13 protein-coding genes are annotated in these 13,474 nt (G+C 45.6%); 6 read left to right on the forward strand and 7 right to left on the reverse strand.

Annotated features, from left to right (window positions below; translation table 11 throughout):
- Positions 1–70: 70 nt before the first annotated feature.
- From FTT64_RS04900 to FTT64_RS04920, 5 genes are all read right to left on the reverse strand, one after another.
- Positions 71–940, reverse strand: coding sequence for a DUF3426 domain-containing protein (locus FTT64_RS04900; protein WP_104491618.1), 870 nt, complete (start codon positions 938–940; stop codon positions 71–73).
- An 18-nt stretch (positions 941–958) separates the two neighbouring features.
- Positions 959–1,861: a 50S ribosomal protein L11 methyltransferase gene (gene prmA / locus FTT64_RS04905; RefSeq protein ID WP_005178769.1), complete on the reverse strand. Its 903-nt coding sequence runs from the start codon at positions 1,859–1,861 to the stop codon at positions 959–961.
- A gap of 117 nt (positions 1,862–1,978) precedes the next feature.
- A complete protein-coding gene (locus FTT64_RS04910; protein WP_016659105.1) occupies positions 1,979–2,866 on the reverse strand; it encodes a bile acid:sodium symporter family protein in 888 nt (295 codons plus the stop codon).
- 77 nt (positions 2,867–2,943) lie between these two features.
- Positions 2,944–3,828: a bile acid:sodium symporter family protein gene (locus FTT64_RS04915; protein ID WP_156189179.1), complete on the reverse strand. Its 885-nt coding sequence runs from the start codon at positions 3,826–3,828 to the stop codon at positions 2,944–2,946.
- A 162-nt stretch (positions 3,829–3,990) separates the two neighbouring features.
- Positions 3,991–4,350: a hypothetical protein gene (locus FTT64_RS04920; RefSeq protein WP_005178766.1), complete on the reverse strand. Its 360-nt coding sequence runs from the start codon at positions 4,348–4,350 to the stop codon at positions 3,991–3,993.
- 261 nt (positions 4,351–4,611) lie between these two features.
- Here FTT64_RS04920 and mnmG point away from each other — a divergent pair, with 261 nt between their 5' ends.
- Positions 4,612–6,492: a tRNA uridine-5-carboxymethylaminomethyl(34) synthesis enzyme MnmG gene (gene mnmG / locus FTT64_RS04925; protein ID WP_180182100.1), complete on the forward strand. Its 1,881-nt coding sequence runs from the start codon at positions 4,612–4,614 to the stop codon at positions 6,490–6,492.
- Positions 6,493–6,819: 327 nt separating this feature from the next.
- Here mnmG and FTT64_RS04930 read toward each other — a convergent pair whose 3' ends face one another.
- Positions 6,820–7,818, reverse strand: a complete 999-nt coding sequence (locus FTT64_RS04930; protein ID WP_016659102.1) for a YafY family protein — start codon at positions 7,816–7,818, stop codon at positions 6,820–6,822.
- Between the two features lie 245 nt (positions 7,819–8,063).
- On the opposite strand from FTT64_RS04930, the gene FTT64_RS04935 reads away from it, so the two are divergent.
- The 5 genes from FTT64_RS04935 to FTT64_RS04955 all read left to right on the forward strand — a co-directional run bounded on the left by FTT64_RS04935 (position 8,064) and on the right by FTT64_RS04955 (position 12,309).
- Entirely contained in the window at positions 8,064–9,614 is a 1,551-nt protein-coding gene (locus FTT64_RS04935) for a circularly permuted type 2 ATP-grasp protein (protein WP_016659101.1), read from the forward strand.
- Between the two features lie 20 nt (positions 9,615–9,634).
- A complete protein-coding gene (locus tag FTT64_RS04940; protein WP_016659100.1) occupies positions 9,635–10,237 on the forward strand; it encodes an alpha-E domain-containing protein in 603 nt (200 codons plus the stop codon).
- Positions 10,234–11,013: a transglutaminase family protein gene (locus FTT64_RS04945; RefSeq protein WP_104491613.1), complete on the forward strand. Its 780-nt coding sequence runs from the start codon at positions 10,234–10,236 to the stop codon at positions 11,011–11,013. Before FTT64_RS04940 ends, FTT64_RS04945 begins: the two co-directional genes overlap by 4 nt.
- 30 nt (positions 11,014–11,043) lie before the next feature.
- Positions 11,044–11,778 carry a proteasome-type protease gene (locus FTT64_RS04950; RefSeq protein WP_005178750.1) on the forward strand — a complete coding sequence of 245 codons (735 nt, stop codon included), beginning with the start codon at positions 11,044–11,046 and terminating at the stop codon, positions 11,776–11,778.
- A 96-nt stretch (positions 11,779–11,874) separates the two neighbouring features.
- The gene (locus tag FTT64_RS04955) at positions 11,875–12,309 is read left to right on the forward strand and encodes a BLUF domain-containing protein (protein ID WP_016659098.1); all 435 of its coding nucleotides are present in this window, start codon (positions 11,875–11,877) and stop codon (positions 12,307–12,309) included.
- 68 nt (positions 12,310–12,377) lie between these two features.
- Here FTT64_RS04955 and alr read toward each other — a convergent pair whose 3' ends face one another.
- Positions 12,378–13,448: an alanine racemase gene (gene alr, locus FTT64_RS04960; RefSeq protein WP_180182101.1), complete on the reverse strand. Its 1,071-nt coding sequence runs from the start codon at positions 13,446–13,448 to the stop codon at positions 12,378–12,380.
- Positions 13,449–13,474: the final 26 nt, after the last annotated feature.

Genomic DNA, 13,474 nt, shown 5'->3' on the forward strand with positions numbered 1-13,474 from the left:
GCGTATCATACCATTGTCTTAGAAAAAGTGAGCAAGAAAACTGCACTTTTTTTACATTTTTTTTTAATTTTTAAGGCTTGATAATTTCTAAATTATAGGTATCAAAGCTTTTTCGGGTCACTGGCAGCTGAATTTCAAACTTGAATGGGGTATTTTTTGGAATCCGCTCAATGCTGGCCAGACTTTTAATTAAATACTCTTTCGGTTCGAGTACATAGGACGCCACTTCTTCATTATCATCTTTTAAGGTGATTTTCAGTTTTGGCAATACCAAACTCTTGTCATGAAAATTGATCAGCTCGCCGGAGAACAAGGTATGTTCATGGTCATAGCGTTTCACCCGCACACGGTTAATTGAAATCAGGCTGTACTGCTTTTCAAAGGTTTCACAGTTAAACAGCTGGCAGACCCCGTTAAAAGCCACAGTCAGGGCAGGGCTGTTGTTCATGAATTTCGGGTTAAACCATAGAATCTGGAAAATCAGCAAACCGACCAGACTAAAATTGACAATACCCCACAGCGTGTAATAGCCCGCACCATGTTTCTTGCGTTCTTGCTGCAGTTCATTTTCAGACAGATTCATCGAGGGAATACTGGCAATCGGTTCGGTGCTGAAATAATTCAGATTGTTTAAGTAGGTCTTTAAATCAATATTGGAATGTTCAACCTTACGGTCAAAAATATCCAGCAGATGGGTTTCATGTGTGTCGTCAAAAGCCAGACCATGATCGGCCAGAACCGGCGAACTGACCTGTCCACCAGTAAAACCGTTGTATTCGAGCTGGGTTGGCGCAGGCTTTGGCTGCACCAGATGCGAGAGTGCATTAAAGGTAGAGGCACATTTGGGACAGCAAACCATGCCCTGAGCCACTGTAAGCTGTGCAACAGAAACTTTATAGGTGGTTAAACACTCGGGGCACTTGGTCTGCTTTTCACTCATAAGATCTATAGAGGTTGATTAATGCGGCTGGCGCTTCCCGGAAATTCGGCACCAGTTTTCTTCACGTTTTTCGACCTCTAATATATCAAAAAATTCAGAATAAACACTAGAAACTTCAGCAACTTGCTCTTCGATTACACCTGCAAGTGCGAACTCTCCCTCAGATTTGGTTAAAGTTGCGAATTCAGGCGCAAGCATCATTAACGGGCCAGCCAGAATGTTGGCAACCAGTACATCGGCTTTCTGATCTTTTAAGGTTTCATTAAACTCTTCAGGCAGACCGACAAACAGACGATCCAGTACGCCATTCAATTCAGCATTTTGCTGGGTGGCTAAAACCGCTTGTGGGTCAATATCAGTGGCATAGACTTTTTTCGCACCTAAAAGTAGGGCAGCAACACCTAAAATGCCAGAACCGCAACCATAGTCAATGACGATTTTATCTTTAACATCGGTTTTACCTAACCATTGCAGGCACAGGAACGTTGAGGCATGGTTACCGGTACCAAAGGCCAGACCCGGATCCAGTTTAATATTCACCGCATCTGCTTCAGGGGGCTCTAGCCATTCCGGTACAATCCAGAATTTTTCAGCAATCTGGATTGGCTCGTAATAATCCATCCATGAGCGTTCCCAGACCTGATCTTCCAGGAATTCGCTACGCATTGGTGCATCTGGCAGTTGAGTGCGAATGAAAGTTTCCAGCGCAGCCACATCAATTTCTTCGTTTTCGTCCTGTGCATAAATACCGGTCACAATCACCTTGTTCCACAGCGGTGTTTCGCCTGGAAGTGGTTCAAGCAAGTCCTGATTTTCAGCATCATCCAGCGTTACACTCACGGCGCCAAGTGAGCTGAGTAATGTTTCAGTAAAGTCGACTTGAGCTTGATCAACAGTAATATGTATTTGTAACCACTTCACAGGAATAACCTAATTTGTTTTTTCAAAAGGATATTGTAGCGGAAGGCAATCGGTTTCGCCTACCAATGTACAAAATAAAAAGGATGCCAGCGCGACATCCTTGGGTGAAAAAAGTACTTAACTGTTTGCCACCACAGGCTTGGGTTCGGCAATCGGCACAAAGCGGTTTAATAACATGCCAAAGATGGCGGCGAAGATATACATGAAAATAGAATAGACTGCCGCCGGCATGGCCACGGTTGAACTGGCCATAACGGTTAAGGCAATGGTCATGGCAAGCGTGCTGTTATGAATCCCAATTTCAAAGGCACTGGCACGGGCCTGGGCGCTATTAATCCCAAACAGGCGTGGGACGAAGTAACCAATCACCAGGCTGGAAATACAGAACAGTGCGGTAGCCAGGCCAATATCACCAATATAATTCAGGATATTGTGTCGCTCCTGCACAATAGCCCCGATGATAATTAAAATCAGAAAGATCACTGCAAAAATCCGTAACGGTTTATTCAGTTTCTCGGTCAGTCGCGGGGCATAATGACGAATTAGCATACCAATAATCACCGGCACAATAATAATCCCGAATACCTGCAAGATTTTACTGAATTGCAGGCCAATGCTTTGGTCAGCCTGTAAAAAGTGGGCAATTGCGAAATTGACGATAATGGGTAAGGTCAGTGCTGCAATCACCGAGTTAATTGCGGTTAAGGTAATGTTGAGCGCCAGATCGCCCTTAAATAAATAACTGAACAGGTTGGCGGTACTGCCACCCGGCGAAGCAGCCAGCAGCATCATGCCGACGGCCAGTAACGGCGGTAGTGCCAGAATTTTACATAATAAAAAGGCAATCCCGACCAGCAATACCAGCTGGCAAAATAGTGCGACCAGGACTGCTTTGGGGTGTTTGGTAACGCGTGCGAAATCTTTGGGCGTGAGTTCCAGCCCCAGCCCAACCATAATAATGGCCAGCGCCAAGGGCAGCATAACGGTAATAATGCCTGAATCCATATGACCTTCCTGTCAAATTTATCCTTGTGAGAAAAGACAGTTGCTTCATGCAAAATATCTTTTACTGTTTATTCAAATTACTCTATGACTTTCTGTTTTACCGAATTTAACGGCATTCGTCTAGCCAGTAAATGTCCAAAGATCAAGGCAAACATATACATGAAGATGGTGTAAATGGCGGCAGGAATGGCAATCTGGGTGCTTTGTAGTACCGACAGTGCCAGGGTTAAAGACAGCGCGGTGTTATGAATACTCATAAAGAAACCGCAGGAGCGCGCCTGCTGTTCGGAAATGTCCATCAGCTGTGGCAGCACATAACCGGCCACCAGACTGACAAAAGCATACAGGGCGGTGGCCAGTCCAACCTGTTCCATATACTGCCCCAGTTGATAGCGCTCCTGAAAGAGCGCGAAAAAGAACAGGGCAAAAATAAAATATACCGACATGCGCCGAATCGGTTTACTCAGCCGTTTGGCCAGCTCTGGAAAAGACGAGCGAATGGCCATTCCCAGACAGACTGGTACTAAAATTAGCAGGAAGGTATAGGCAATCCGCTCAATTGGCATGTTGATTTCGGTCTGATCGGCCATGAAATAGCGCATGGCAATACTAATCACAAAAGGCAGGGTTAAAATGGCCATCACCGAATTGATGGCGACCACAACAATATTTAAAGCCACATCGCCTTTATAGACATAGCTGAACAGGGCAGAGGTGGAACCACTAGGGGTAGCTGACAGCAACATTAACCCCACTGCCAGCAAAGGAGGTAGTTCTAAAAACAGGCAGAGAATAAATGCCAGTCCAACCAGCAAGACCTGCCGGGTAAACAAGGCAATAAAAATGACTTTCGGTTGCTGATTGACCCGAATAAAATCTTTAGGGCTGAGTAGCAAGCCCAAACCCATCATTAATACCGCCAAGGTTAGCGGTAGAAAGAAGGTAAAAATGCCGCTTTGCATGGCATCATCCTATTTAATTCTTATTTTCCCCAGTTTCAGTGTAATTGAGTTGAGTTTTAAATCAACCATAAAAATAATAAAAACAGCCATTTACTTGGTAATAAATGGCTGTTTTCTTGATTGAGTTCACATATTTTGGCTAGATGTGAATCGGGTTGGAGTTTACATTTGAGCAGGACGCGGCGGGGTAAATCCAAGGGCACATTTACCACGAACTTCTGCACCGGAAATGGTTGCCGTGGTTGCATTCATGTCTTGGCCACAGGTGGTATACAGTGCAGCTTCATCACCGTGAATATCGAGTTTTCTGTCTGCCGGGAAGAACTGTGGCTGGCAGGTACCGTTCCAGATAATGCCACGATAGGCAAAGCTGACCGCAGCACCTTGAGATTTGCCTTTACAGACATTCTGATAGCGCTGTGAATCGTACACTTTTTCAACTTTGTCATTTGCCTGTACAGCTGCAAATGGAGATAAACATAAACCGCAGAGGATGGATGAGAGGAGTATCTTCTTATTCATAATTCGTACCTGTGCTTGTTTGTAATGAGTACATGATTTAGGATAAAAAATAATCAAAATAAAACAACCTATATCTGGTTAATTTTTAATATGAAATGTTTTTATTTGCGGTATATCTGCAACGTTCATTTACATTGCCAGGCGATCAATCAGGTGAAAAACCACGAGAAAATCCAAATAAAATTGACTTAATCTGTCAACTTATACGCCGGCTTTTGCTATAATATTCTGTCATTTCTTTTTATCTCTCAATTTACCACTATGCATTATCCTAAAGTTTACGATGTCATTGTTATCGGCGGCGGTCACGCGGGTACGGAAGCGGCTTTGGCTGCGGCGCGTATGGGCCGACAAACCTTGCTCTTAACTCATAACATTGAGACTTTGGGGCAGATGAGCTGTAACCCGGCCATTGGTGGTATTGGTAAATCGCATCTGGTGCGTGAAATTGATGCCTTGGGCGGTGCGATGGCGCTGGCTGCCGATAAAGGCGGGATTCAATTCCGTATTCTGAACTCGCGTAAAGGTGCTGCAGTGCGTGCCACACGTGCGCAGGCTGATCGGGTTCGTTATAAAGCCGCGATTCGTGAAACGCTTGAGAACCAAGCAAACTTGGATATTTTCCAGCAAGCAGCAGATGACCTGATTGTTGAAGGCGATACTGTAAAAGGTGTGGTCACCCAAATGGGCATCCGCTTTGATGCCAAAACGGTAGTGCTGACTGCCGGGACCTTTCTGGGTGGCGTGATCCACGTGGGTCTGGAAAAATCAAGCGGTGGCCGTGCCGGTGATCCGCCCTCTATTTCTCTGGCACACCGTTTACGTGAATTACAACTGCCAGTGGGCCGTTTAAAAACCGGTACACCACCACGTATTGATGCACGTTCAGTTGATTTTTCGGTGATGACCCCACAACCGGGGGATTTCCCGTCTCCAGTGATGTCGTTCATGGGTGATGCCGCGATGCATCCTGAACAGGTTAACTGCTATATCACCCATACCAATGAAAAAACCCATGACATTATTCGTGGTGGTTTGGATCGTTCGCCAATGTATACCGGCGTGATTGAAGGGGTAGGTCCACGTTACTGTCCTTCGATTGAAGATAAAATTCACCGTTTTGCCGACAAAGATTCGCACCAAGTGTTCTTGGAGCCTGAAGGCTTAGATACCCACGAGCTGTATCCAAACGGTATTTCAACTTCACTGCCTTTTGATGTGCAGTTTGAATTGGTACGCTCAATCCGTGGTATGGAAAATGCCCATATTCTGCGTCCGGGTTATGCGATTGAATATGATTACTTTAACCCACAAGCGTTGAAATTCACTTTGGAAACCAAAGCCATTAATAACCTGTATTTTGCTGGTCAAATCAACGGGACTACTGGTTATGAAGAAGCCGGTGCGCAAGGTCTGCTTGCAGGTTTGAACGCTGCACGCCGTGCCTGGGATCAGGAACAGTGGACGCCAAAACGTGATGAAGCGTATATGGGCGTACTGGTTGACGACCTGATTACCTTGGGAACCAAAGAACCGTACCGGATGTTCACCTCACGTGCCGAATACCGTTTAATGCTGCGTGAAGATAACGCAGATCAGCGTTTAACCGCGATTGGCCGTGAACTGGGTCTGGTGGATGATGCACGCTGGAATGCTTACTGTGAAAAAATGGATGCAGTTGAGCGTGAGAAAGGCCGTTTACAGCACTTGTGGGCTGCGCCAAATAACCCGATGGGTAAAAAATTCGTTGAAATGACGGGTGCAGACCTTTCTAAAGAGTGTTCTGCAATTGACCTGCTAAAACGTCCAAACATCACTTTTGCGCAAATTGCCGAACTGACTGGTTCAGAAGTATCGCAGCAAGTCGGTGACCAGATTGAAATTGCGGTGAAATACGAAGGGTATATCAACCGTCAGCATGAAGATGTAGCGCAGATGAAACGTCTGGAAGAAACCAAAATCCCGGCTGATTTTGATTATGACGGCGTATCTGGTCTGTCGCGTGAAATCACCATGAAGCTGAAACAGGTATTGCCGGAAACTCTGGCACAGGCCAGTCGTATTCCAGGCGTGACTCCTGCGGCAGTTCAATTGGTGATGATCACCATTCGTAAAAATGCCCAAGCCCGTAAATCTGCTTAAAAGATCCTAATTTGTGAAAAAGCCCGCGGTTGAGATCGCGGGCTTTTTTTATGTGCTGAATAAATAAAGTGGAAATTGAGTTTAAGAAAAAAACAGATTTAAGCTGCAGATCTTATGATTTCACAGATGATGTTGGAAGCGTTACAGTCATCTTATCCAAACAGAGAGGAGTGCACGATGACCTTAAAAACCATTCGTTATAATACGGCTGAATTGGCATGCTAACAGAAATAGCATCCTGTTCAACTTCCCTAAAAATCAGCAGCGATAACAAAAAAATTGAAAAAAATGATAAGCAAATGTTAGGTCCCGGACTTGGGACCTTTTTTATTCATTGACTTGATGCACAGCGTCAGACACTTCTGCCGGTTCAATCTGTACCAGTTTTTTGCCAAAACTGCGCAGCCACCACACCAGTTGCGAGGTAAATGGTACATTGGAAATGACCTGATACAAGCCATTGTCCAGCTGGATAATCTGTTGGTCTTTGCTTAAACGGGTTTCTTCAAAATAATGCGCATCGGCTTCTGACATGGTCAGTTTCAACTCGATATTTTCAGTCGGCTTGCTGTAATCGACTCTAAAGCCCAGCGCGCCGGATTCAATATAGGCATCAATATCAAAATTAACCGGATGCAGGGCGCGGGAATTTAATACCTCCGCCGATTTAAAGCGATGCAGGGCAAAGGTCTGAATATCGGTTTTGTCGTGTCGGGTGCAAATCAGATAAATCACTGCACCTTTTTGTACCAGCGCCAGCGGATTCAGAATATAGGTCTTTTCTTCCGAAGCGGTGGTACGTGGATGGTAAACACATTCCAGCTGTTTATCCTGCAATAAGCCTTCATAAATGGCCTGTTGTGCGCTTTTATCGACCACTGGCGGAATCAGCGGCTGAATGGCCGGCACAATCCGCACCCGGTTAATCCACTGGCGGACATTGTTCTGGGTCGACAGGCTGCGCCGTGCCAGATCAAACCACGGAGTCATTTCCTCAATCAGGCTAGGTGGTAACAGATGTTTGAGATGTTCTTCCACCATCATAAAGGTGACTGCCTGTGAGCTGGTCATGTGCGGCAGGCTTTGTAGCGGTGCATCGGAGCGCCAGCGCCAGCCTTGCGGGACGGTGCCATTATTTTCAATCGGGAAGCGCTGCGAAATCTGGTTTAAATCACGCTGGATGGTACGTAGGCTGATATCAATGCCTTCACGTTGCAGAATTTCCTGTAATTCACGGGTGCCCATCCATTTTCCGGTAGAAAGGCGGGACAGGATTTGCCACTGGCGATAGAGGCTATTGGACGTTTCTTTTTCTTGTGTCGACATATTGGAATCAGCGCTGAGATAAATATTGGAGAGTACATGGCTATAGTCCACACAATAAGAAATGTCATGCTTTTTGGCAAGTGGCAGGCACGAGGTCTGGCCATAAATTGATACAAGATGAAGCAAAATAAGATTTGTTTTATCTGTACAGATCGGCGATAAAGAAAGGGTGAATGCTAAGTCACAATTATTGGCACTGGAATTGCTTATATAAAATTAGAAAGGATAACAATGATGAGGTTTGTATGCTGAAAGAAAATCAAGATACAAATTCAATAGATACAATAACATCAGACCATCTTTTAGAGCGGGTGCAGGTCTCGGTGACCGATATTTCGCTGCCGCAGCAAAAATCATCTGTATTATTCGAACAATTGAAATCTGAATTTTTTAATGAATTGTCGGGCGAACAGAGCCTTGCCGATAGTGCCGCGCAGAAAATCGAACAATGGCTGACCCAGCACAGTTTAGAAGAACTGACAGCACTGAATGATGCCGCCAAAGCACATTTTCTGTATCAGGGAATTACCTTTACCGTGTATGGCGATCAGGAAGGCACCGAGCGCACCATTCCTTTTGATATTATTCCGCGGGTTATGGCCCGGCAGCAATGGAATACAGTGGCCTTGGGCTGTGCCCAGCGTACCCGGGCGCTAAATCTGTTTTTACATGATATTTATCATCAACAGGATATTCTAAAAGCCGGTATCGTACCGGAACTGCAGGTGCTGACCCACGAAGCCTATCAGCCACATATGCTTGGTCATGGTCTGAAGGGTAAGGTCTATAGTCAGATTAGTGGCATTGACATTATTCGTGATCAGCACGGTGAATTTTTTGTGCTGGAAGACAATTTAAGAACGCCATCGGGTGTGTCTTATATGCTGGAAAGCCGTAAGATTAGCCAGAAACTGATTCCCCAGCTGTATCAGCAGAATAATATTCAGGGCATCGAGCATTATCCGCAGCTTTTAAAAGAAATTCTGGCCGAAAATGCCTATGTCGATCAGCCTTTTATTGTGGTGCTGACCCCGGGGCGCTATAACAGTGCCTATTATGAACATGCATTTTTAGCCCGTGAGATGGGTGTACCTTTGGTAACATCGAGTGACCTGTTTGTATTAAATGACAAGGTTTATGTGAAAACGGTGCGGGGCAAACAGCAGGTTGATGTAATTTATCGCAGGGTAGATGATGCATTTTTAGACCCGCTCTGTTTCAGACCGGACAGCACCCTGGGTGTGCCGGGCCTGATGTCGGCCTATTTACAGCATCACGTCGTCATCGCCAATGCGCCGGGTACCGGGGTGGCCGATGACAAATCCATTTATCCTTATGTCGATAAAATGATTCATTTCTATTTGGGTGAACAACCAATCTTAAATAATGTCCCGACCTATCAATGCCGCGAAGCAGATGATCTGGCCTATGTGCTGGAACATCTGGAACAGTTGGTAGTGAAAGAAGCACAAGGTTCAGGTGGATATGGCATGCTGATTGGTCCTCAAGCCTCCGAGGAGCAACTGGCCGAGTTTAAAATGAAAATTCTGGCCGCACCGCAAGCCTACATTGCCCAGCCGACCCTGAATCTGTCGGTGAGTCCGACCTTAACCGAACAGGGCATTGCCGAACGGCATATTGATTTACGTCCTTTTGTGCTCAGCTCGCCTTATCGTACTGAAATTGTTCCCGGTGGCTTAACCCGTGTGGCCATGCAGGCCGGTTCGCTGGTGGTCAATTCATCTCAAGGTGGTGGCATTAAAGATACCTGGGTGGTTGATCCCTTACATTCATAACAACTCCCAAGGAGAATCATGTGATTTTACTGAGTCGTAATGCACAGCAGATTTTCTGGTTGGGTCGTTATTTGACCCGCATCCAGTATTTATGCAGTCAGTTTCCATTTAAATATAATGATGATGCCTTGCAGTATGCACACGCCTTCTGTTTGCCAGCCTTTGATGCGGCATCTTTAAATGAGCTGATTCTAAATCCGGAACAGCCCGCCTCTTTTCATCAGCAGTTTCAGTATGCCAAAGATAATATTCAGGATTTACGCGGGGTCTTGTCGGCACATGCCTATGCCGAATTAAACCAGTACATTAAAAATGCCAAAGAAAATCCAGCCTATATCTGTGATGTAGTTGGAGATTGTCATGAAGTCTTAGAAGCTGAAGCATCTGATATTTTCCTGTTCTTTAAACTGGGGCAGCATCTCGAGCAACTGGACCGGCAATTGCGCTTAAAGCAGGATATTCAGGGCACGGTCTATTATATTGAAGTGGTGGTAGGGTTATTGACCCAAGCCGGCTGGGATTCTTTACCCGAAATCTGGATGAAGCTGAAGCAGCAGCCCGACAGCATGCATTTTTACCAGTTTAGTGACCATATCCAGCAACTGTTCGAGGCCGATGCATGAGGCTCATGATTAATCACCAGACCCATTATCATTATTCGGCACCGGCCTGTAACAGTATTCAATATATTAAAATGACCCCGCCGAACAATGCCCATCAACAGGTTCATCATTGGGCGATTAGTGTGCCAGGGGAATCCGAGATTAAACAGGATGCTTTTCAGAATATCTGGATGACCAGCACCCAGCGCTTTAGCTATCAAAGTCTGAGTATTATGGCGCAGGGCATTGTCGAGTTGCGTCCGCAGACGCGATGGGGCCTGCAAGATCAGCTGAATCCCTATCTATTTTTACAACCAACAGCCAGCACGCTGTGCAGCCCTGAAATGCAGTGTTTTGCACGGCAGTATGTGTTGCAGGTGAATCGTGACAACCTGATCCGTTTGTCAGAAGCGATTTTAAGCCATATGCCATACCGTCCGGCCCAAACTTCGGTGCAGACCACCGCCATTGAAGCCTTTCAGGCCAAACAGGGCGTCTGTCAGGACCATGCCCATGTGCTGATTGCCATGTGTAAATCTTTAGGCATCCCGGCACGTTATGTTTCCGGTTATTTATATAGCAGCAACAGTTCACATCTTGCCAGCCATGCCTGGGTAGAGGTATTTTTAGAACAGCACTGGTACTGTTTTGATGTCAGCAATCTGGCTTTTCAGCCAGACTCGCATGTCTATCTGGCCGTCGGGCGGGATTATTGGGATGTGGCGCCGGTCCGTGGCGTAAGAGAAAAAGGCGGCATCGAGCACATGCAGACCATGGTGCAGGTTCTGGCCTGCTAAGTAATGGATGACAATTAAAAGGATAATGCTATGACGTATTGCTGTGCGCTGCGTTTAAAAGATGGTCTGGTGTTTATTAGTGATTCGCGTACCAATGCCGGGGTCGATCACATTTCGGTATTTCGCAAGCTGTATACCTTTGGGGTGGAAGGCGAGCGCCTGATTACCATTCAGACCTCGGGCAACCTAGCGACCACACAGGCAGTCATCGGTCATTTAAAAAATCATCTGACTTTAAACCAGGAACCGCATTTATATAGTGTCAAAACCATGTTTGAAGTGGCAGAATTGGTGGGCTGCTTGCTGAAAAAAGTCATTCAGGATGTCACTGACGATAAAGACGAGCAGCATAATTATTATTGCAATTTGCTGGTGGGCGGGCAGATTAAAGGCGAGCCGATGCAGCTGTATCATATTTATCCGCAAGGCAATTTTATTTGCGCCACGCGTGATACGCCGTTTTTCCAGATTGGAGAAAGCAAATATGGCAAACCAATTCTTGACCGGGCCTTACGCTATGATATGTCGCTGGAAGATGCCTTACGCTGCGGCCTGATTTCTTTTGATTCCACTTTACGTTCCAATGTGTCCGTGGGTATGCCGCTGGACTGTATGGTTTATCATAAAGACAGCCTGCATATTCCTTTGGGCAAACGTATTTGCGAAGAAGACCCGTACTTTGAATATATCAGCAAGCAGTGGTCCGATACCTTAAGACGCGGGTTGCAGGAATTGCCGGTGCCAACCGAAGATTATTTGACTTAAAAGCTCAGTCCCTTTATTTTAATCAAGTTTTCCTTGAATGATAAATCCTTAAGAAAATCAAAAAATATTCGTACAGATCATGATGAGGACTTGAATATGTTTCAGCTTTGCTATGCCAGCCAGAGTACCTCGACGGCTGAAAATTTACTGCAAGATTTACGCAATATTCTGATCGAAGCGCGCAATGCTAATACCCAGCATCAGGTATCGGGTGTGCTGTGCTATGCGGAGGGTTATTTTTTTCAATGTCTGCAAGGTGATGAACAGGCCGTTCAGGAAATTTTTGCCGGGATTGTTGGTGATCCGCGTCATCAGAATATCCAGATTTTTACCGAGAATCATGTTGCCCAGCAGCGTTTTCAGGATTGGGCCATGAAATATGTGATGCGTAATAGCGAGATCAAAGCCTATTTCCAGCAACTCGGTCATGCGCAATTTTTACCGCATCAATTAAATGCCACACAGGTTGATGGATTGCTTCAGGTGCTATATGAGGCGCTAAATCATTCGGTGGTAGATGAGGTGGCTTAAATCTGCTGCCTGCGTTATAAAAAGAATAAAAAAAGAACCTCCATTGAGATTCTCTTTTATTGAAAAGATTAAATAACTTTACGGTCCGGACGCTGGGTTAAGCGGCACAACAGCTCATAACCAATGGTGCCATTGGCTGCTGCGACATCATCCACTAATCGTTGCTTGCCCCAAAGCTCGACTTCCGTGCCTAACTGAACATCCAATCCAGTTACATCAATAGCAATCATATCCATGGCAACACGACCGACTACAGCTGCTTTTTGGCCTTTAATGGCGACAAAATTCTGCGCAAAGAAGGCACGTGGATAGCCATCACCGTAGCCAATGGACACAATAGCCAGTTGCATAGCTTTATCGGCAGTAAAGGTCGAGCCATAACCAACCTGTTCACCGGCCTGAATCTCATTTAAGGCAATAATTTCTGCGCTAAAGGTCATCACCGGTTTTAAATCTAGTGCATAAATATCTCGGTCTGCAAACGGAGTTGCGCCATAAAGCATGATGCCGGGACGGACAAAATCAAAATGCAGTTCCGGATATTTATAAATAGCAGCAGAATTACAGCACGAAGCTAAAATCGGTGCGCAGTCGTTTTTTACTTCCAGAAACTGACGGATCTGTTCATCATTCAGTGGATGATCAGCATCTGCATTGGCAAAGTGCATCGCCAGAACACAGGTAAAGCCGGCCGATTTTAATTGCTGAATGATCTCTTTAATCACCTCAAGTTTAAAGCCCAGACGGTTCATGCCGCTGTTGAGCTTAACCCAGACTTTCAGATTTTTAGAGATATAGGCATCTTTGTGCGCAATGAGCCATGTAACCTGTTCAGGCTGATGCACCACAATCTCGATATTCTGTTCAATGACAATTGGCATTTCATCTTCAGTGAACACGCCTTCAATCAAGGTGATGGGTTGCTGGAACCCCAGTTCACGAATTTCTAGTGCTTCTTGTAAACAGGCGACACCAAAGGCATCGCTGTTTTGTAAGGCTGCTAAGCAGTCTTTAACGCCATGTCCATAAGCATTGGCTTTGACCATACTGACAATTTTGGCAGTCGGGGCAAGTTGTCTGACACGGTTTAAATTATATTGAAGCGCAGCGCGATCAATATAAACTGTAGCTTGGCGCACCCTTATTTACTCCTACAGGGTCATGA

Source organism: Acinetobacter sp. Q186-3 (assembly GCF_013420655.1).
Taxonomy (GTDB): Bacteria; Pseudomonadota; Gammaproteobacteria; order Pseudomonadales; family Moraxellaceae; genus Acinetobacter; species Acinetobacter indicus.